The following is a 19677-nucleotide window of genomic DNA, read 5'->3' on the forward strand; positions in this document are numbered from 1 at the left end:
AATGCGAGGTAAAGCCAACTTAGCTTTAACTTGCGATCGACCACCTAAATAGAGTTATAGGTTAGCGATAAAATCTGGTAAACACGCAACCTATGTGTCAGCCAACTAGCTTTTTCACACATGAATATCACGTTAACAGCAGCAAAATAGTTCTACCTCTAACTAAAGTCATAACTTAGTTAGAAGCAAAAAACATATTTTTATACACATGGTTAGACAATTTTTAATCAATCATGCTCTGCAGGGCAAATTCTTATTGCAAGCGATCGCCCGTTTTTACGTCAAACCAGTGCAGCAACTGAGACGGAAAAACCAGCTCTACAATTTCGGAATTCCAGTGGCGGTCATTTGGCAGCAAAGCCCGCACCGTTACTGACTCCAAACCTTTAACTCGGACGCTAACTAAATTTTGCATTCCCAAGTTTTCCACTAAATAAACCTCACCTTTAATTGCCTCTGGGGTCGCTATCTTGCCGGCCTCTGCATCTGCAAAGCCGACGTGTTCCGGGCGAATTCCCAACACAATTTCTGGCGGCACAGTCGGCATATCTGGTAGTCGAACTCGAAAATCGCCCAAAATCGCAAAATTGCCCTGGCATTTAAGCACGAGCAAATTCATTTGCGGGCTGCCCACAAAACCAGCCACAAATTGATTGGCAGGACGGGTATAAATTAAGTGTGGCGGATCGAGCTGCTGCACGCTGCCGCTGTTGAGAACTGCGACTTTTGTAGAAAGCGTCATTGCTTCGGTTTGGTCGTGAGTGACGTACACTACAGGAGCTTTTTGGGAGGAAAATAATTGTTTGAGTTCGGCCCTAACTTTTTCCCGTAATAATGCGTCGAGATTGCTCAAAGGTTCGTCGAGCAAAAATACTTCCGGTTGGCGCACTAATGCGCGGCCGAGGGCCACTCGCTGCCGCTGTCCGCCTGATAGTTTTCCGGGTTTGCGATCGATTAATTCCGTCAATCCGAGGGATGCTGCAACTTCTGTCACTAATCGGTTGATTTCGCTGGAGGAGATTTTGCGAAGTTTGAGGCTCGATGCCATATTCTCGTATACTGTCATGTGCGGATACAGCGCGTAACTTTGAAAAACCATTGCAATATCGCGATCGCCCGGTCTGAGATAAGTGACATTGCGATCGCCAATTCTAATCTCGCCTCTAGTCGGCTGTTCTAACCCTGCAATTAACCGCAGCGTCGTAGATTTGCCACACCCCGACGGCCCCAACAAAGTCAGAAATTCCCCTTCGCTGACATCCAAACTAATGTCTTTTACGGGAACAACTTTAGGGCTGTAGGTTTTATTGAGGTTTTTTAGTTGCAATTTTGCCATGATTTTTAAAGTGTTGACTGTTGACTGTTGACTGTTGACTGTGTTGTTTGACTCGTTCCCAGCCAGAACCCAGGAACCAGTTCAATCTAAAATCTAAAATCTAAAATCTAAAATCGATTTATCCTTTTACAGCCCCCGCAGTTAAACCTTGAACGATGCGCCGCTGGAACACCAAAACCAGCAAAACCAAGGGCAAAGTTCCCAAAACGGTCGCTGCGGCGATCGGGCCGTAAGGAATCTCAAATACTGACACCCCGCTGAGTTGAGCCGTGGCAACGGGGATTGTTTTTAGAGATTCGCGAGTCATAAATGTTAGTGCAAATATAAACTCGTTCCAAGCTGAAATAAATGTTAAAATTCCCGTTGTGACTAACGCGGGAAATGTCATCGGTAGTACGATTTGCCACAGCATTTGAAAAGTGTTGTAGCCGTCAACTTTAGCGGCATCTTCCAAATCTTTTGGCAACTGTTGAAAGAAACTCCGCATTACCAAAATTGTCAGCGGCAGATTGATGGCGGTGTAAGGAATAATTAATGCTAAATAATTATTTCCTAAATCCAAAGCTTTGACAATTTCCAGCAGTCCCAAAAATAGCAGCACCGCCGGAAATAGCGTCACAATCGTCACAGTTGCCAGGATGATTCTCTCGCTCCACAGCCGCAACCGGGCTAAAGCGTAAGCTGCGGGAGCGCCTACTGCTAAACACAGCAATGTTGAAGTAATGGAAACAAAAGCGCTATTTAAAATGTAAAGTGCAAACGGGCGGCGCTGGAAGAGCGACAGGTAATGCTCGAAAGTAATTCGTTTGGGAATGTAGACGTTCGGAATCGCTGAAATATCCGCATTTACTTTGAAAGAAGTTAACACTTGCCAGATAATGGGTGCGAGAAAATATGCGACGATTAATATCGCTGAGATTGGCAAGATTAATTGCCGGATGTTAAAGGTTTTTTTGCTAGGTTGTTCGCGGGCGATCGACATACTTTATACCAATCAAATAAATGTGCAACTGTGGGTTATCTCAAATCTAAAATCCCCAATCTAAAATCGTCTTAGTTTCCTCCGGCTGCATTGGTGCGGGCTCTCGATAACAGGTAAGCGGCGATCGCAACTGCTGCCACTAACATCAAAAAAGTACACACCACCAAAGCCGCCCCGTACCCAAAGTCTAAATACCTCATTACCGTGCTGTAAATGTAGATAGAAACCGTCTCTGTTGCCCCCGCCGGCCCCCCTCCCGTCATCACCTGAATCAAGTCAAAAATGCCGAAAGATTGGGCAAATCGAAACAGCAAAGCAATCACAATCTGCGGCATCAGCAGGGGCAGGGTAACTTGACGGAAACTCTGCCAGCTACTCGCGCCGTCAATCGCGTGGGCTTCGTACAAATCACCGGGAATTGATTGCAATCCTGCTAGCAAAAGCAAGCTGACGAATGGCGTAGTTTTCCACACATCCGCTGTAATCACTGCCATCATAGCCAAAGTCGGATCTCCCAACCAGCTAATGCTATTTTGAATCAATCCCAAACGCATCAAAACATCGTTAATTACGCCGTATTGGTCGTTGAAAATCCACGCCCAAGCTACTCCCATCAATGCAGTCGGTAGTGCCCAAGGTAGCAGGGAAATCGTCCGCACGATGCCGCGCCCTGCGAAGGATTGATTTAAGACTAAGGCAATGCCCATACCGATAATTAATTCCAGCACAACAGAGGCGACTGTAAATACTGTGGTGTTGGCTAAAGTTTGCCAGAAACGCCCGTCACCTAACATTCGACTGTAGTTAGCAAAACCGGAAAAAACCAGTTTTAATTCAGTACCGAGGTTTTGGGTGAATAAACTCAGCCAAAAAGCGCGCAATATTGGGTAAGCAAATACTAGCATCAGAATTATCAAAGCTGGTGCTACCAATATCCATCCGGTTTTTTGTTCGCGCTGTCGCATCTTGTCTAATTGCATATTGTTCACCTTTAATTTATTTTTGGGCGGGCAAGATGCCCACCCCACAATGAAAACTTCACTCTTTGTGGAACAGGCATCTTGCCTGTTTCTAACTCTTTGTGGAACAGGCATCTTGCCTGTTTCTAACTCTTTGTGGAACAGGCATCTTGCCTGTTTCTGACAGAGGCAAGATGTCTAATTTACGAAGCTTGGGGTTGTTTCAAACTGCCTAATAAATTACGAGTTTCGCTAGCTGCTGCTTTCATTGCTTGTTCTGCACTCATTCTCCCGGTAAAAGCTGAACTCAAATAACGCTGCAAAATATCAGAAGCTTGAGCGTATTGTGCCAGGGGCGGGCGCAAAGCTGACCGTTCCACTACTTTTAGCAGTTGCGGATAGTGGGGATATTTGGCGACTATTTCTTTGTTGGTAAATAGGGATTTGTAACTGGGAACTAAACCGGTTTGTAAAATAAATTTGCGTTGGGTTTCCTCGCTGGTAAGATACTGAATTGCTTTCCACGCTTGTTCTGGATGTTTTGAGGTTTTGGCAATTCCCCAACCCCAGCCGCCCAAGCAGGAACCGCCTGTTTTACCCGTACTGCTGAGCATTGGCTCGATCGCAATTTTGCCTCTAACATTCGATCCTTCGGCATTTGCCAGCTTCCAAACATACGGCCAGTTTCGCAAAAATAGTGCTTTGCCGTTTTGAAACAACAGCCTGGTTTCTTCTTCGCCGTAGGTGGTGACACCCGGAGGAGAAATGCCAGAGGCGATCGTATTTTTGAGAAATTCCACTGCTTTAATTGCCTCCGGTTTATCTAACCCAACTTCAAAAGTTTGCGGGTTAGCCCAGAAGCCGCCGAAACCGGAGAGTACCTCGACAAACATCGCAGAGACTCCCTCGTATTGTTTACCTTGCCACAGATAACCCCAAGTTGCTTTTCCCTGTTTCTGCAAGTTTTGAGAGATTTTTACCATCTCTTCAAAGGTTTTCGGGGCTGGAATTTTCGCTTGTTCTAAAATGTCTTTGCGGTAATAAAGCATTCCGGCATCGGAAGCGTGGGGAATTCGGTAAAGTTTGCCCCGATACCGCCCGCCTTCGACGTTACCTTGGATAAATTTTGATAGTTGTTCGGGGGGAATTCTGTCTGTCAAATCGCTTACCCAACCTGCGGCTGCAAATTTGGGAACCCAGACAATATCCATGTTGATGATGTCGTAGGGCGATTCGCCTAAAAGAAAGGCAGATGTGTAAAGATTTTCTATGAGGTTGCTGTCAAAAGGCCCTTCTATGAGGTTGATGCGAATGTCGGGGTTTTTCTGTTCAAATTCTTTGACAAAGGGTTTCCAGTTAACAAGGTCTTGACCTTGCATTAACATGGTGAGCACGACTGGCTGTTGAGTCAGTGCCGGCAGAATAAATAACAGCAAGACGGCGGCTAATGTGGCAGCGAATAAGGCTAAAAGACGGGGACGCTTCTGGCTTCGTTGCTGCGGGGAATTTATTTTTTGCATTTGCTTTTGAGAAATGGCGGTGCGATCGCCTTGTTTCTCTCATAACTCGCTTTCTTTTGTTTCGCTGCATTTAGCGAGTTTGTGCAATAAAAATTTAAGTAAACTTTAGCTTACTTAATAATGCTTGAGTGGAAAGTGCAAATTTTGATTTAATTGATTAGATGGCAAGTTAAATCAACATCTATCTACAGATAGATATTAAACCTATTACAAAAATCATCAACTATCTTGAGATTATCTGCGTTTATCTGTATTTATCTGCCTGTCATCTGCGGTTGATCCTTCAATCAAAGATTTATGCAATTCAAGTCTATTGAGAACATTTAAATAAATAATTCTTCCTTCTTCCTTCTTCCTTCTTCCTTCTTCCTTCTAAATACAAAAAACACCGCTCCTCAAAACAGGAGAACGGTGTATAGGGGGTGTTATGGGTTGTTGTCTGGGATTAACCTTAACAAATCAGGCTCGGCTGAGGCTATGCCTTGTGATGGTTCAAAAATTGGCACAAACCTGCATTATCTGTCGCCGCTCGATCGACCTTTGCGATTAGCCCAACCATTCCACAACAGCATCCTGCTTGGTATTGGTGCGCCGTTCGGGAGTTTCGCGGTTGAATTTCAAGTGGATGGCGCGGTTTTGTTCGCCGTCTGCTGCTACTGCAAAAATCGGATAGTCGATTAAGCCGTCTTGGAAGGACATCTGGAAGCGGAAAGTGCCGTCCGGATTGAGTTTAATCGGCTGTCCGCCTACGTAGACGGTAGCGTCGGGTTCGGTGGCGCCGTAGACGATCAGTTCGGCATCAGCAACTAACCAGAACTGGCGGGGGCGCATCGGGGCGGCGAAGCCAACTCCCGACATACCGACACCCGACATACCGAAACCGGACATCGTGAGACCTGACATACCGACACCCGACATGGTGAGGCCGGACATACCGACACCCGACGCGGTGAGGCCGGACATACCGACACCCGACGCGGTGAGGCCGGACATGGTGGGAGCCGCCCACATTCCGACGCCGGAGGGGAACACGTAGGAACTGAGAGCTTGTTCGTGAATGCCGACTTGCTGGACGGAACCGGCGACGTGCTGCATGGAACCGAAAATAGAACCCGCTACCCGCAGGGATTCGGCAGATTCTGCCATGCCGAAGATTTGTTCGTAGATAGCGTTTTCGGTGCTGTAACCGAAGCCATTGGCTGCTTGTGCCATTTTCTTGGCCGGAGGAACCAGTTCGGCGAAGGTTTTGCCTTGCAAGTCTTCTTCCCAGTCGAGGGTGATGAATTGATCTTCAATCCAGTCGCTGGGATAGACGGGAGGAACGCGGACTTCTGCCGATCGAGCTAATACCAGCCAGCGGCCATCTGCACAGCGGTAGCCAATGTCGATCGCGTAGTCCCGATCGCTCACGGGGATTGGCACATACCATTCCCGCGCCAATTCGTCGCAGGGATATTCTTGAATACTGTGCGGGCTTTGAGTGTCGAGGTTAACATCTGTAACGTCGTAGATCCGCAGGGCGAGTTGCTGTCCTCCTTGGCGACGCAATTCTTCTTTGCGATCGTTGGGAATGTCCCAGTAAGTGTAGGCCCATTCTGGGTCGCGGGGCATTAAAACAACCCGGCTTTCGCCGTAGCCGTTGGGCAAATCTGCTAAACCTTCATCTACAGACGACAAAGAACCGCCTGTTCTATCTTCTTGACCGAGTTCAAACTTTGCTGCTTCCACTGCTTCTTGTGCCTCTAATTTGCGAGATGGGCTGTAGGAAAATTTGGTGCGCTGAATTTCTTGAATTGATGCCAGGAGTTGCGATTTCCGCATCCGGCTGTAGCGAGAGACTCCACATTCGCTAGCAACTCTGCGGAGTTGTCGCAAAGTCATCTCTTCTAATGGTGGGCGTTCTTTTGCCATGAGTTGGTTCTCCACTAATTTAGGATGGCGGGTTAGATTTTTCGTTTCAACACAAATGTGTTGACTTTTTGAGTTAGAAACTCTTTTAAATCTACATATTATCGAGCTTCCAAATCTCTCCAACCTTTGAAGCCTTGCTTGTTTTTAGCTTGTCTTTTCCCCGTGCGATCGGGGGTTTTGACTTCTTGGCTTCTGCGCGCACCGTCCGATCTAAATAAAACTTTTCTGTCGATTCTTGATTGACAAGATCGATTTTTTGAGTGCGATCGGTGCTGCTAGCAACGCTGTGCTGGCAGCACACGCGCTATTCGACTCCCAGGGCTGCTTAATCGAAGCATTTCTTTGGGATCGCTTTGTCATGACTTAATGTTGCAGACAACTTGCGATCGGGTCAAGGGGTCTTTTGCCTCAATCCTGGGTACTTATACGCATTTTCGTGATTTTGGGGATCAATATGTCAGGGAATCTTGACATTGTGGAGATTTGGGGGATCGGTGCGGCAACGAATGTCAGAATTTGATGACAAATTGGAATAGGGGGCTTTTGATGGGTTTGGAGGGTGGGGGCGATCGTTTATAATATGTATGCCTTTAGGAACATGACATTTTATAAAAATTGCGGTTTTGCCCGCTGGATGAGTGAAGAAGGTGAAAAGCAATCACAATCACTCGCTGAGAAGAATCAAATGACACTAACGGGCGATCGACGCAGACAACTACACGATGCTTTGATTTCTGCTTACTATACTGAACCAAAACTTAAGCAGTTTGTAAGGTTACAACTGGACAAGAACCCGGATGTAGTAGGAACAGGTGCTGATTTAGCAGAACGTGTACTCAAGTTAATTGAAAATGCAGAATCTCATGGATGGGAAGCTCAACTCATTTTCGCGGCTCGTGAGTCGAACCCAGGCAATCCCAAGTTATCCGCTTTTGTCCGAATATATGAGACTGAATATTTGCAACAACTAGCACAAAGAGCCAACTCTTACGAACTCGAAGAAGTTGATGCGGAGAGTGCTATATTCCAGGTTAAGGCAGAAGTTTTACGAGTGATTAACAATCAACCTCATGTCAATGATCAGTTGATGTGTTTGTTGGTAGAAATACGAGATAAGTTGAACGAACCGGGGCCAACTGCGGCAGCCAAGGCGAAGCTTGCTTTAAATCTTATTCCTGGCTTTCTTGTCTATGAGTTTGAACTAGATACAGAAAATTCGTTGCGGAGGCTGCGTCAGCCGATCGTCCAACTGTTTCAAAAGGCACTTAACGAGGGAAAGTAGTTCGCCCCGACCCGTATCGGGGCTTGTCCGCATTCCGAGAAGAAGATAAAGACTTATTTTTTGGACGGGAGGAGTTTGTCGAGAAGTTAGTAGAGGCTGTGAAACAACATTCTTTAGTACCTGTAATTGGTGCTTCTGGGAGTGGTAAATCTTCTGTTGTGCTGGCTGGACTAATTCCTCGTTTGCAAGCAGAGGAAACCTGGCTGATTGCATCTTTTCGTCCGCAGAATCAGCCATTTTATGGGCTGGCTTCAGCTTTAGTCCGCGTGCGCTATCCAGAATTACAGAAAGATGAGCAGGATAAAGAAACATCCAAGCGGTTTGATTTGATGAAGGATCTTAAACTATGGCAGTTAGTAATTAACATCCTGGAAGAAAATCCTGGCAAGCAATTATTGCTAGTAATTGACCAGTTTGAGGAATTATACGCTCTTGATAGCGAAGAGCAGCAACAATTTGTAGATGCGCTGTTGGAAGCAATCAAAGAAAATCCAATTCGTTTCAAATTGGTGTTAACCATCCGCACTGATTTTCTCGATCGCATTATGATGTATCCCCGCTTTAAGGAAGCGGCTTTACAGCAGGAAAGCCATAAATTTCTGGGGGCGATGAACCGAGAGGAGATGAGATCCGTCATTGAGTTAGTCGATCGCCCTACCCAGAAGAAGATAGTCGAATTGGAGGAGGGACTGACAGAGCGCATTTTGGATGATGTGCAGCAAGAACCCGGAAGTTTACCACTACTGGAATTTGCTCTGACACAGTTGTGGAAAGAAAACAAGGGAGGAACATTAACTTTTCAGACATATGAAAAGATTGGAGGTGTGAAAAAGGTGCTAGCCAATCATGCAGACAAGATTTACGATCGACTGAATGAAGAGGAGAAACAACAGGCACAACAAATCTTCTTACAGTTAGCGCGTCCAGGAGAAATGCTGGAAGATATCACTGTGGCGGTGGATACCCGACGGCTAGCGACGCGCGCTGAAATAGGAGAATCTAATTGGAATTTAGTTCAGAAACTTGCGAGTTCCGATCCGGATAAACCCGATAAGGAGAGACAGCTACCGCTGTTAGTAACCGGACGGAACGATCGAACAGGAGATCAGACAGTTGAGGTTGTCCATGAGGCGTTGATTCGAGAATGGGAAAAGTTACAGCAATGGATTGATGATGACCGCGCTTTTCTCACTTGGCGACATCAACTGTGGGCACAAATGGAGATATGGAATTATGGAGATCGAGATCAAGGAGATTTGTTAAGGGGAAGACCTCTAGTTATTGCTGAAGATTGGTTGCAAAAACGCCGCTCGGAGTTGATAAATGAGCAGGAATATATCGAGCAAAGTTTGAAGCTACACAAACAAAAGCAACAGAAACAGAAACACATCCGGTGGGGGATTTTTTCAGTGTTGATGGGATTTTTGGGCATTGCGGGGGGGCTGTGGTGGCACGCAGAATCTCAAAAACAAAAAGTTGAAAATAGCCAAAGCCAACTTAGGATTAATTATTCAGCTGCACTCTTTAATCAAGGGCAAAATTTCGATGCACTGATGGCAGCTTTGCAAGTCGCCAAACCACTACCCTCAGAACCCAAGCCACCAATAGAAGTAGTAGAGGGGTTGCGACAAGCGGTTTACGGGGTAATAGAGCGCAATCGCTTGGAAGGTCATAGCAATTGGGTCAATGGCGTCAGTTTCAGTCCCGATGGCAAAACCCTGGCCTCTGGCAGCGGTGACAATACCATCAAACTTTGGAATGTCGATACTGGCCAAGTAATCAGCACTATCGAGGCACATAACAGTCCGATCACAAGCGTCAGTTTCAGTCCCGATGGCAAAACCTTAGCTTCTGGTAGCGCTGACAACACCATCAAACTTTGGAATGTCCAGACGAGCAAAGTAATCACTACCCTCAACAAGCATAGCAAGGGACTTCGTAGCATCAGTTTCAGTAGAGATGGCATCCTAGCTTCTGGCAGCGATGACAGCACCATCAAACTCTGGGATGTCAAAACTGGCAAAGTAATTCACACCCTCAAAGGGCATAAAAATATAGTCTATAGCATCAGTTTCAGTCCCGATGGCAAAATCTTAGCTTCTGGCAGTGCTGACAAAACAATCAAGCTCTGGAATGTCAAGACGGGCAAAGAAGAAAAAAGCCTTCCGGAGCATGAGAATGCAGTCTTGAGCGTCAGTTTCAGTAGAGATGGCGCCCTAGCTTCTGGCAGCGCTGACAACACCATCAAACTCTGGGATATCAAAACGGGCAAAGTAATCCACACCCTCAAGGAGCATAAAAATTCAGTTTTTAGCGTCAGTTTCAGTGCTGACGGCAAAACCCTAGCTTCCGGCAGCGACGACAATACGATTAGACTCTGGGATGTCAAGACTGGTGAACGAACAACCATATTCACTGAACATAACAATACAGTCCGCAGCCTCAGTTTCAGTCCTGATGGCAAAACTCTGGCTTCTGGCAGCGGTGACAACTCCATCAAACTCTGGAATATCTCCTCAGGCAAAGAACAAACCTTTAAAGGGCATCAGGATTCAATCTTTAGCGTCAGTTTCAGTCCAGATGGCAAAACTCTAGCTTCTGCCAGTCCTGACAAAACCATCAAACTTTGGGATCTCACCACAGGCAAACAAAAACCCCTCAAGGGGAAAGAGCATAGTAAATTTGTCAGGAGCGTTAGTTTTAGTCCCGATGGCAAAGTTCTTGCTTCTGGAAGTGATGACCAAACCATCAAACTCTGGAATATCGATAAGGACAAGGGCGAATTAATCCGCACCATTGAGGACGCGCATAGCAAGCCAATTTATAGCGTCAGTTTCGGTGCCGATAGCAAAACTCTGGCTTCCGGCAGTGAAGACAAAACCATCAAAATTTGGGATCTCGATACGGACAAACAAACAATCCTTAAGGAGCATGATAAGACTGTCAGGAGTGTCAGTTTCAGTCCCGATGGCAAAACCCTAGCTTCTGGCAGCGATGACAGTACCATCAAACTCTGGGATGTTAATACTACGGGTAAATCAAAAAACACCCTCACTGGGCATGATAATTGGGTCAGTAGCGTCAGTTTCAGCCCCGATGGCAAAACCCTGGCTTCTGGCAGTGCCGACAAAAGCATCATACTTTGGGATGTTGGTGTCGATAAACCAATAATAAAAAACATCTTCACAGAAGTCAGTACGGTCTATGGCGTCAGTTTCAGTCCCGATGGTAAAACCCTGGCCTATGGCACTGACGATCCAGGCGTTAAATTATGGGATTTGAATACTGGAAACATAATTACCCTCGACGGACACACCAATGGGGTCTATAGCATCAGTTTCAGTCCTGATGGCAAAACCTTGGCTTCTGGCAGTGGTGACGCAACAGTTATTTTGTGGAATTTGGATTTTGATGATTTACTGGTGCGGAGTTGCAATTGGGTGCGTCCCTATTTGCAGAATAACCTCAATGTGAGTGAGGACGACAAGAAACTCTGCGATGGTATTGACACTAAACAAAAGTAGAGTAGGGACAGGATTAATCGCGTCTAGAAAATCCGATGCAATTGAAACTGCGATCGCACTACTCATGAGAAACCCGACTTTTTGAAGAAGTCGGGTTTCTCATGAGTCTTGTATAATAGGGCGAGCTGCTCGATCGCATTTATAATATTTCTCAAATAGGTAAACTTAGGTAATAGCCGATCGCGAGGCCGCACAATATGTTCAACAACACCATTACCATTCCCCAAACCTTCAAAGTAACTCACGAACAGTTCCAGCAAATTGCAGCCGTCAACCGTGAGTTAAGGCTAGAGAGAACTGCTACAGGAGAATTAATTGTTATGCCACCCACAGGAAGCGATACAGGCAAACGCAACCAAGATGTGTCAGGACAACTCTGGCAGTGGAATCCCCAAACAAAGCTGGGAGTAGTATTTGACTCTTCTACCGGTTTTCAACTGCCCAATGGGGCCGATCGCTCTCCTGACGCTTCCTGGGTTAAATTAGAACTGTGGCAAACTCTCACACCCAAAGAACAAGAAGGTTTCGCTCCCATTTGTCCAGACTTTGTTGTAGAATTGCGCTCTAAGTCTGACAACATGGAACCACTGCGAGAATACATCGCAAATGGCGCGCGTTTGGGATGGTTGATCGATCGCAAAAACCAGAAAGTTGAGATATACAGACAAAATCAGGATGTGGAAATATTAGATAATCCCAGCACTTTGTCAGGGGAAGATGTGTTACCAGGATTTCTCTTAGATTTAACAGATGTTTGATAATGACACCGAAAGATTCACCAACCGCAATATAATAAATTACAGCAGTACGTCAATCCCAAATCTCAAATCCCATGCCCCTAACGCTTTACAACAGCTTGACCCGTCGCGAATCACCTTTTGAGCCCCTCGAACCAGGAAAGGTGCGGATGTACTGCTGCGGCGTTACGGTATACGATTACTGCCACGTCGGCCACGCCCGCGCTTACATTGTTTGGGACATGGTGCGCCGCTATCTGATGTGGCGGGGATACGATGTGCGCTACGTGCAGAATTTTACAGATATTGACGACAAAATTCTCAACCGCGCCCGCGAAACAAATTCAACAATGGAAGCCGTGGCGGAACGCTTCATCGATGAATATTTCGCAGATATGGACAAGCTGAATATTCTCAGGGCCGATGAATATCCCCGCGCCACCCATACAATGGACGGCATTAAACGGCTGATTCACGAATTAGAAAATAAAGGTTATGCCTATGCTTCCGGCGGCGACGTTTACTACAGCGTCAGGCAGTTTGCTGATTACGGAAAACTTTCCGGCCGCAAGTTGGAAGAAATGCAGGCCGGGGCTAGCGGTAGATTGGAAACCGCAGAAATAGAAGCTCAAAAAAAGCAAGATTCGTCTGATTTTGCTCTGTGGAAAAGCGCTAAACCGGGAGAACCTGCTTGGGATTCATCTTGGGGAAAAGGTCGCCCCGGATGGCACATCGAATGTTCGGCGATGGTACGCGATTGCTTGGGCGAAACAATTGACATTCACTGCGGCGGTTCCGATTTAACTTTTCCCCACCACGAGAACGAAATTGCTCAATCTGAAGCCGCGACTGGCAAGTCACTTGCTAATTATTGGATGCACAATGCTTTTGTGACTGTCAACGGCAAAAAGATGTCCAAATCTTTGCACAATTTTATTACAATCCGCGATTTGTTGGATGGGAATTGGTCGGGCGATTTGGCATCTAACCCCCCCCAGCCCCCCCTTGGTAAGGGGGGGAGTAAGAATGAAGACTCCCTTGGTAAGGGGGGGAGTAAGAATGAAGGAAGCGAGAATTCAAAAGCGGTGGAACCGATGGCGGTGAGGCTGTTTGTGTTGATGGCGCAGTATCGCAGTCAAATTGATTTTACCGAAGAGGCGATCGCCTCCGCTAAAAATGGCTGGAATACTATCAGCGAAGGCTTGCTTTTTGGACTCCGATATGCCGATAAACTGAATTGGGACGTTGAGAAAACTGGACAGGATAGCAAAGCTGTGCAGGAATTCCAATTAGCGATGGACAATGATTTCAATACTCCCGGCGCTTTGACTGTTTTGTTTGAATTGGCTAAGGAATTGGCCAAAGAAGGCAATGTTTTAGTGCATCAGGGAAAAACAGAAACTGCGCCGGATTTGTTGCAGCAAAAATGGGTAACTTTGGTGAGTTTGGCGGGGGTTTTGGGTTTAGAAGTTCAGCCAGAAGGTGACAGCAATGATGCTGTTGATGGTTTGAGTGACGCGGAGATTGAAGTGATGATTCAGCAGCGGAAAGATGCCCGGAAAGCTAGGGATTTTGCTGAGGGCGATCGCATTCGCAATGAACTTAAGGATCGGGGCATTACTTTGATCGATCAAAAGGATGGTACAACCATCTGGCATAGGGGTTGAAACTAAATTCATAATTTGCGGAGGCAGACTTTGTTTGACAAGAAGCGGTTTCAACCGCCGAATTCTAAACACGCTCTAATGTCTTCCTCCGTCAACTCTGGGAAATCGTCTAGAATTTCTGCATGAGACATTCCCGCAGCCAGCCAACCCAGCACATCGTGAACGGTAATTCGCATTCGCCTGATGCAAGGCTTTCCACCGCGTTTACCTGGTTCGATCGTAATGATGTTTTCGCTCATGACAAAACCGAGTTTAGTAGATTGTTTTTTAGGGTAGCCTAGTCTTAGAATAAGCGATACAATTTACTCAACTTCGCAATTTGTTCAACCTTAGAGCTAATAGCCTAACTCTATGAATACCCTCGATCAAGTGCTAGAAACTGCTTTACAACTGTCCTACGAACAGCAGGAAATGCTGATAAAAATCCTGCAAAATCGTCACCGCGAGAGTATCCGCGCCGAAATAGCTGCGGATGCTCAACAAACCTTAGCTGATTTCCGTAAAGGCAAATTCCGACACCAGTCAGCCGAGGATGTTATTTCAACATTACGCCAGTCTTTGGACGAGCCGGAAGCATGAGACAACTGGTTCTGACTGTTGACTGTTGACTGTTAACTGTTGAGTATTTGAACAATACCGATGCAACCGGAAACGATATCAGTTATTATTAGATAATAACTCCACAAATAGATTTAAGTTTTATTTAACTTGTTCACAAATTCGGCAACAGCCGCGACAAATTCTGCGGTGGATTCGTAGGGCAAAACATTCCGCCCCGGCATTAATAAACCTTCCGCATTGGGAAAATGGGCTAAATATTGCGCTAATCTTTCATCCGGTTTCTCTTCTTTACCCGCTTGACTGATGCTTGAGGCTTTTTCTCCCATCACAATGAGTGCGGGCCGATCGAACTTTTGAATCGTGCTACTGTAATCCTGCCGCCAAAACCCCGCTAAAAACGAGAAAACCGCGTGACGGCTGTCAGGATTTGCCGCCCCAGCCTGCAAAGCATCCAACCATTCGCTGTCAACTTGTGCCGCATCGCCAAACAGTTGTTTCACTGAAAAAGAACGCAAAAACTCAGCGCGTCTGGCGTAGCGGTAAAAAGCGTTTCCCAAGGGAGAACCTAACAAATTCCAGACAATTCTTTGCTGTCTTTCTGTGGAATGTTTGTTCATTACCGCCCAAGCTGGAGGCCCTGCGAGAACTAAGCCACGAATTAAATTTGAGCCGCTTTCCTGCTGCTTTTTTGCTAAAGCCAAGCCTACAGACAGTAAAGCACCTTGCACGAGGACGATCGCAGGTTTTTTGACTACAGTTTCCAAGAAATACTGCAACTGTGCGGCCCAATCGTCTGGATAGCAAGCCACAGTCGGCATTTCGCAATCGCCGCAGCCCAAAAGGTCGGGATTATAAATCGGATTACTGTGCCCTGCTTTGTACCAACTCTCACAAAATCTATGCCAAAAGATTCTTGACAAACCAACTCCTATCGGATGAATTAATAACAAAGGGAGGCTATCTTCGGTCGCAGTATTTGGTTTATAAACATCATAAGCACAACGGTAATTTTGCCATTCGTAAAACAGCGTTGGTGATTTTATAGACGAAAGGGTTGACAAATTTTTATTTGAAGGTTGTGATTGCATATTAATCTTTTAATTTTTTACTTGTTTGTTTACTTATGATGCTACGACAATGTGAGTTTTAGCTTGAACATTTGGTGGCGAGTGGGCAATCCTAATCTCTACGTTGCTGCCGAGTGCGTTGAGAAAACGAAATAGGCGTTCCGTAGAGAAATCTAATAATTTACCGCGCATCAATGCTGAGAGTGTAGGTTGATCGATTCCTAATAGCTTTGCTGCTTGGTTCTGGGTTAGTTGGCGTTCCGAAATTAATTCACTAATCTGATGAGCTAGTTCTGCCTTAATCAGTAATTCCTCTGGATTGGGTAGCCCTAAATCAGCAAAAACATTTCCACTACTGGAATGCACTTTTATTTCTTCAGTCATTTTGTTCCTCCAATTCTTGCTGTTCTAAATATTTTTTGTAATGTTCTTTGGCACGCTTAAGTCGAGATTCAATCAAATCTATATCTTGCTTGGGGGTAGCAATTCCCTGGTTTGATTTTTTTTGAAAAGCATGAAGAACATAGACTATTCCTTCAAATTTTACGGTGTATACCGCTCTGTAAGTGTCTCCATCAAAATTCTCAACAATTTCTAGAACGCCAGCACCTTTAAATCCTTTAAGCGGTTTAGCATCAGGATGCTTTTTACCCAGTTGAGCGCGGTACAAAGCAAAACCCATAATTTGCTGGACATCTTCAGGAAAGTCGCGCAAGTCGTCACGGGAACTGCCGATCCATTCAACGGGTTTTAATAGCGAATTCATAATCTTAATTATATTATTTATATCATATCGTTTATCATAAAATAGAGAGTGACACGATCGACAACAATATCATTACTCAATTTTGTCAGAATAATCATGTCAGAACAGCGGATTACCATTTCTTTACCTAACTTGCTGCTAATTGTAGCATCGTCCTTGCTGCTAGTGCTGCTGTGGCAATTGCGGAGCCTGCTAGTAATTCTGATGATATCAGTCGTGCTGGCTGCTTCGATCGTCCCGATCGTGAATTGGGCCCAAACGATGCGGGTTCCCCGCTGGCTGGCGGTGATTATGGTTTATTTAACTCTCATCGGCGGATTTAGCGGGACGGTAGTGTTAATCGGGCCCACGGTCATCGAACAAATAGAGTTACTGCTGCGGCAGTTACCAGTTTATGTCGAAAGTTTGCGAACTGTGGCAACTAATGTATTGAGTCGCCTCACCGACGATGCCCCAACCTTGGTGGGTCAGTTGGTGGACACTCAATCGCTGACAAATTGGCTGATTCGATCGAGTCAACAACTGGTTTTGCGATCGTACAGTTTAACCAGAGGCATTCTAGGCGGTTTCTTCAGCCTAGTTTTAGCATTATTTATTTCCGGTTACATGGTTGCCGACAGCGACACATTAATCAAAAGTTTGGTGCAATTTTTCCCAAAACCTTGGGATACAAGATTAGCCGCACAAGTGGCGCCAATAGGTCAAAGAATGGGGAGTTATATTCGCGGGCGAGTGTTAGTTTCCGGCATTTTAGGGATATTTATTACCACAGGTTTGAGCATTTTGGGAATGCCGGAATTTGCTTTAGGCTTGGGTGCGATCGCAGGTGTTACCAACTTGATTCCCTTCATCGGCCCAGTGTTGGGAGCAGTACCAGCATTAATCGTAGCATTAGCTAAAGGTGGCTGGGTACTTTTGTGGGTATTACTGTTATTTGTAATCATCCAGAATTTAGAAACTTACGTCCTCGATCCTTTGCTGGTTGGTTCATCGGTTGGTGTGCATCCTTTATATCAATTGCTTTCTGTATTGGGAGGAGTTCAAGTATTAGGAATTATTGGAGCTGTTATTGTACCGCCTTGGTTTGCGGGAGTGGCAGCTTTGATTGAGAACTTGTATTTAAAACCGAAACTTAGGAGCGAACATCGAGAAGCAATAGATCGGGCTAAAAATAATTCAGACTTGCCACCTCTTACACCTTCGGCGTGACAGCAGCTTACGCCTTGAGAATTCAACACAGTAGACTCCAATTGCAAGCATTCGCTCACCTCTGGGGAAATTATCTGCGTTTATCCGTGTTTATCTGCCTGACATCTGCGGTTGACTATCAATCAAAGATTCATGCAATAAATCTAGTATCCACAAGTCCGCTGACTAAGGACTAATTGCCACTTCAATGCGGCGGTTGCGCTGCCGATTAGTATCCGAACTATTATCCACCGAAGGGCGACTTTCCCCATAGCCGATCGCCACCCAATGATATTTCTGACCGAGTACACCCGACAAATACTGCACCACAGCCTGAGCCCGCGCAAACGACACATTGCGATTATCCGCCGCTTCCCCCGCGTCGTCAGTGTGGCCCGCAACCCGCACAGTTGCCCCCTCGTGATTACTCAACTCCGCCACCAAATTGTCCAAAATCGCACTTGTTCCCGCGCGCAAAGAAATGCTGCCAGTATCAAACAAAACATCGCTGGGCAAAGTCACCATTAGCCCATCCCCCCCAAACACCGGATTATTGGCATTCTGTGGGGCAGTATTCACCGTTTCAGGGTTCAGACTCGGGCTGCTGCCGATCGCCGGTAAAGCAGGGGCAAGACTTGTCGCCGTTTCCGGCCCCGCCAATTCCCGCGACATCAACTGCAAACGCTTTTCCAAAGTTTCCGTCGGGCGGCTGCTGCCCAACTGACTCTCCAAAGCCGCCGTGCGACCAATCAGGGCGTTGAGTTCGCCCTGCAACTGTCTCAAATCCGACTGCAATTTCTCTCTCTGGGCAGGACTGACTTTTGACTGGGGAGTCGGTGTAGCGGTTGGTGGCGGGGGCGCCGGAATTGGCGTTGCTGGGGCGCGTTTCGGGCTGGAGGTCAAATTTTGAGTTACACGCAGCAATCTCTCTGACAGCGGCATTTCCGTCGCGCCTGACGGATAAATTTGAGCGATCGCCATCCCCAAAACCCACGCAAAACCGCTGCCCACCCCCAGCAGCAGCAGTCGAAAAATCAGCGACAGTACAAGCAAACCTTTTCCCCGCGACTTGGAGACGCGAGTGGGGGGGATTGAAGGTTTTTGGTTAAAAGATCGCGTCATATTTCATCCCTCTCGGTGTACATACCAGATTAATTTCGATACTATCTTACCTATCCGATTTGAAATTTGAGATTTGAGATTTGAGATTTGTCCTCCAATCTAAAATCTAAACAAGAAACCCGGTTTCTATAAATCTGGGGTTTAGTGCCGAAGCATCGAGGCAGAAACCGGGTTTCTAGTCCGTTGCGTGCCAGCCTGAATCTGTTGGATAATTCATATCAATTCCGGTTGCACTCCTCTGGAATAGTTGACTGTTGACTGTTGACTGTTGAAGGAGGGGTCGAAAAACTGAATGGTTGAGTGTTAACTGTTGACTCGATTTGATGATTCCGATGCAACCGGAAACGAGATCAGTAGAACTTTTGGGAAAAAAAACCGATGACTGACCCTTTAAATAGCCCTTATCCCGTTCCTTGGGAATGGATTAGTGCCACTCATGCTAAAGTGAGCTCCACTGCCGGCACAGGCCTGCGCTATTATCGCAGTCCATCCCTCGTATCAACTAACGGCCAATACGCAGCTTACAGTCGAATTGAGTTGCAAGTACAGCCGGAATTCTCCCGGTGTCGGGTTAGCAGTGTCATGTTTGTGGAAAATCTCAAAACCGGGGAACTGCAAACAGTGGCGGCTGCTTCGCCACTGGCCGAAAGTGGGATGTATGCTAGCGATGATACAGATATGTCCGGGACGATCGCCATTTTAGTGCCTGTTTCTTGGAATCAAGACGGTTCCCGCATTCTCGCCCGCGAATTTGAAGCACTTTTCAACTCTTCCGATATGTCCGACTACGGTGTCATTTGGGACAAAAATGATAATTACACTTATACCGTTGCTCCGGCTCGCAGTCTTTACACTCATGCTGTATTGTTGGGTTGGAGTCAAGTTTGTCCCGGACAAGTTCTGTTCCGCGCAGGCAATTTGGGCGATCGATCTTGGCCTCTTTGTGCAGTTGATATGACAGGGCAAACGGTAGCAGTCACCGAGGACAAACCCCTAGTTTTCGGCAGTCAAGCCAGCACAGACTGGATCGAACCTAAAACTCGTTTTTAGATATT

At 46.2% G+C, this 19677-nt stretch carries 18 protein-coding genes; 8 read left to right on the forward strand and 10 right to left on the reverse strand.

The window, feature by feature from the left end; genetic code table 11:
* Positions 1 to 253: 253 nt before the first annotated feature.
* The 5 genes from QUA83_RS07270 to QUA83_RS07290 form a co-directional block, all read right to left on the reverse strand.
* On the reverse strand, positions 254 to 1336 hold the full coding sequence (locus QUA83_RS07270; RefSeq protein ID WP_333292330.1) for an ABC transporter ATP-binding protein: 1083 nt from the start codon (positions 1334 to 1336) through the stop codon (positions 254 to 256).
* Between the two features lie 118 nt (positions 1337 to 1454).
* Positions 1455 to 2318 carry a carbohydrate ABC transporter permease gene (locus QUA83_RS07275; RefSeq protein WP_333292331.1) on the reverse strand — a complete coding sequence of 288 codons (864 nt, stop codon included), beginning with the start codon at positions 2316 to 2318 and terminating at the stop codon, positions 1455 to 1457.
* Between the two features lie 71 nt (positions 2319 to 2389).
* Positions 2390 to 3298 carry a sugar ABC transporter permease gene (locus QUA83_RS07280; protein ID WP_333292364.1) on the reverse strand — a complete coding sequence of 303 codons (909 nt, stop codon included), beginning with the start codon at positions 3296 to 3298 and terminating at the stop codon, positions 2390 to 2392.
* 182 nt (positions 3299 to 3480) lie between these two features.
* Positions 3481 to 4797: an ABC transporter substrate-binding protein gene (locus tag QUA83_RS07285; RefSeq protein WP_333292332.1), complete on the reverse strand. Its 1317-nt coding sequence runs from the start codon at positions 4795 to 4797 to the stop codon at positions 3481 to 3483.
* A gap of 546 nt (positions 4798 to 5343) precedes the next feature.
* The gene (locus tag QUA83_RS07290; RefSeq protein WP_333292333.1) at positions 5344 to 6708 is read right to left on the reverse strand and encodes a DUF4912 domain-containing protein; all 1365 of its coding nucleotides are present in this window, start codon (positions 6706 to 6708) and stop codon (positions 5344 to 5346) included.
* Positions 6709 to 6943: 235 nt separating this feature from the next.
* Here QUA83_RS07290 and QUA83_RS07295 point away from each other — a divergent pair, with 235 nt between their 5' ends.
* The 5 genes from QUA83_RS07295 to cysS all read left to right on the forward strand — a co-directional run bounded on the left by QUA83_RS07295 (position 6944) and on the right by cysS (position 13918).
* The gene (locus QUA83_RS07295; protein ID WP_333292334.1) at positions 6944 to 7075 is read left to right on the forward strand and encodes a hypothetical protein; all 132 of its coding nucleotides are present in this window, start codon (positions 6944 to 6946) and stop codon (positions 7073 to 7075) included.
* A gap of 231 nt (positions 7076 to 7306) precedes the next feature.
* Complete coding sequence (locus QUA83_RS07300) at positions 7307 to 7990, forward strand: effector-associated domain EAD1-containing protein (protein ID WP_333292335.1); 684 nt, start codon at positions 7307 to 7309, stop codon at positions 7988 to 7990.
* Positions 7991 to 8013: 23 nt separating this feature from the next.
* A complete protein-coding gene (locus QUA83_RS07305; protein WP_333292336.1) occupies positions 8014 to 11514 on the forward strand; it encodes a WD40 repeat domain-containing protein in 3501 nt (1166 codons plus the stop codon).
* Between the two features lie 197 nt (positions 11515 to 11711).
* Complete coding sequence (locus QUA83_RS07310; protein ID WP_333292337.1) at positions 11712 to 12272, forward strand: Uma2 family endonuclease; 561 nt, start codon at positions 11712 to 11714, stop codon at positions 12270 to 12272.
* A 74-nt stretch (positions 12273 to 12346) separates the two neighbouring features.
* Positions 12347 to 13918, forward strand: a complete 1572-nt coding sequence (cysS, locus tag QUA83_RS07315; RefSeq protein WP_333292338.1) for a cysteine--tRNA ligase — start codon at positions 12347 to 12349, stop codon at positions 13916 to 13918.
* A 50-nt stretch (positions 13919 to 13968) separates the two neighbouring features.
* Here cysS and QUA83_RS07320 read toward each other — a convergent pair whose 3' ends face one another.
* The gene (locus tag QUA83_RS07320) at positions 13969 to 14157 is read right to left on the reverse strand and encodes a DUF433 domain-containing protein (protein WP_333292339.1); all 189 of its coding nucleotides are present in this window, start codon (positions 14155 to 14157) and stop codon (positions 13969 to 13971) included.
* 112 nt (positions 14158 to 14269) lie between these two features.
* Between QUA83_RS07320 and QUA83_RS07325 the strand changes: the two genes are divergently transcribed.
* Complete coding sequence (locus QUA83_RS07325; RefSeq protein ID WP_333292340.1) at positions 14270 to 14497, forward strand: hypothetical protein; 228 nt, start codon at positions 14270 to 14272, stop codon at positions 14495 to 14497.
* Positions 14498 to 14610: 113 nt separating this feature from the next.
* On the opposite strand, the gene QUA83_RS07330 is transcribed toward QUA83_RS07325, so the two are convergent.
* From QUA83_RS07330 to QUA83_RS07340, 3 genes are read right to left on the reverse strand one after another with little or no spacing between them, the layout of a single operon-like run.
* Positions 14611 to 15567 (reverse strand): alpha/beta hydrolase, encoded by a 957-nt coding sequence (locus tag QUA83_RS07330; protein ID WP_333292341.1) that lies wholly within the window; start codon positions 15565 to 15567, stop codon positions 14611 to 14613.
* A gap of 33 nt (positions 15568 to 15600) precedes the next feature.
* Positions 15601 to 15930, reverse strand: coding sequence for a helix-turn-helix transcriptional regulator (locus tag QUA83_RS07335; protein ID WP_333142960.1), 330 nt, complete (start codon positions 15928 to 15930; stop codon positions 15601 to 15603).
* Complete coding sequence (locus QUA83_RS07340; protein WP_333292342.1) at positions 15923 to 16312, reverse strand: type II toxin-antitoxin system RelE/ParE family toxin; 390 nt, start codon at positions 16310 to 16312, stop codon at positions 15923 to 15925. Before QUA83_RS07340 ends, QUA83_RS07335 begins: the two co-directional genes overlap by 8 nt.
* A 96-nt stretch (positions 16313 to 16408) precedes the next feature.
* Here QUA83_RS07340 and QUA83_RS07345 point away from each other — a divergent pair, with 96 nt between their 5' ends.
* Positions 16409 to 17521 (forward strand): AI-2E family transporter, encoded by a 1113-nt coding sequence (locus QUA83_RS07345; RefSeq protein WP_333292343.1) that lies wholly within the window; start codon positions 16409 to 16411, stop codon positions 17519 to 17521.
* A 165-nt stretch (positions 17522 to 17686) separates the two neighbouring features.
* On the opposite strand, the gene QUA83_RS07350 is transcribed toward QUA83_RS07345, so the two are convergent.
* Positions 17687 to 18622: an OmpA family protein gene (locus QUA83_RS07350; protein WP_333292344.1), complete on the reverse strand. Its 936-nt coding sequence runs from the start codon at positions 18620 to 18622 to the stop codon at positions 17687 to 17689.
* A 378-nt stretch (positions 18623 to 19000) separates the two neighbouring features.
* Between QUA83_RS07350 and QUA83_RS07355 the strand changes: the two genes are divergently transcribed.
* The gene (locus tag QUA83_RS07355) at positions 19001 to 19672 is read left to right on the forward strand and encodes a hypothetical protein (protein ID WP_333108427.1); all 672 of its coding nucleotides are present in this window, start codon (positions 19001 to 19003) and stop codon (positions 19670 to 19672) included.
* The last annotated feature ends 5 nt before the right edge of the window (positions 19673 to 19677 follow it).

Source organism: Microcoleus sp. K1-B1 (assembly GCF_036704705.1).
In the GTDB taxonomy this organism is placed as follows: Bacteria; Cyanobacteriota; Cyanobacteriia; order Cyanobacteriales; family Microcoleaceae; genus Microcoleus.

Bases quoted from the DNA above. Each gene is read 5' to 3' on its own strand.
- QUA83_RS07355 (WP_333108427.1), top strand. From the start codon at position 19,001: ATGACTGACCCTTTAAATAGCCCTTATCCCGTTCCTTGGGAATGGATT.
- QUA83_RS07345 (WP_333292343.1), top strand. From the start codon at position 16,409: ATGTCAGAACAGCGGATTACCATTTCTTTACCTAACTTGCTGCTAATT.
- QUA83_RS07280 (WP_333292364.1), bottom strand. From the start codon at position 3,298: ATGCAATTAGACAAGATGCGACAGCGCGAACAAAAAACCGGATGGATA.
- QUA83_RS07275 (WP_333292331.1), bottom strand. From the start codon at position 2,318: ATGTCGATCGCCCGCGAACAACCTAGCAAAAAAACCTTTAACATCCGG.
- QUA83_RS07320 (WP_333292339.1), bottom strand. From the start codon at position 14,157: ATGAGCGAAAACATCATTACGATCGAACCAGGTAAACGCGGTGGAAAG.
- QUA83_RS07300 (WP_333292335.1), top strand. From the start codon at position 7,307: ATGACATTTTATAAAAATTGCGGTTTTGCCCGCTGGATGAGTGAAGAA.
- cysS (WP_333292338.1), top strand. From the start codon at position 12,347: ATGCCCCTAACGCTTTACAACAGCTTGACCCGTCGCGAATCACCTTTT.
- QUA83_RS07340 (WP_333292342.1), bottom strand. From the start codon at position 16,312: ATGAATTCGCTATTAAAACCCGTTGAATGGATCGGCAGTTCCCGTGAC.
- QUA83_RS07310 (WP_333292337.1), top strand. From the start codon at position 11,712: ATGTTCAACAACACCATTACCATTCCCCAAACCTTCAAAGTAACTCAC.
- QUA83_RS07335 (WP_333142960.1), bottom strand. From the start codon at position 15,930: ATGACTGAAGAAATAAAAGTGCATTCCAGTAGTGGAAATGTTTTTGCT.
- QUA83_RS07350 (WP_333292344.1), bottom strand. From the start codon at position 18,622: ATGACGCGATCTTTTAACCAAAAACCTTCAATCCCCCCCACTCGCGTC.
- QUA83_RS07290 (WP_333292333.1), bottom strand. From the start codon at position 6,708: ATGGCAAAAGAACGCCCACCATTAGAAGAGATGACTTTGCGACAACTC.
- QUA83_RS07285 (WP_333292332.1), bottom strand. From the start codon at position 4,797: ATGCAAAAAATAAATTCCCCGCAGCAACGAAGCCAGAAGCGTCCCCGT.
- QUA83_RS07330 (WP_333292341.1), bottom strand. From the start codon at position 15,567: ATGCAATCACAACCTTCAAATAAAAATTTGTCAACCCTTTCGTCTATA.
- QUA83_RS07325 (WP_333292340.1), top strand. From the start codon at position 14,270: ATGAATACCCTCGATCAAGTGCTAGAAACTGCTTTACAACTGTCCTAC.
- QUA83_RS07270 (WP_333292330.1), bottom strand. From the start codon at position 1,336: ATGGCAAAATTGCAACTAAAAAACCTCAATAAAACCTACAGCCCTAAA.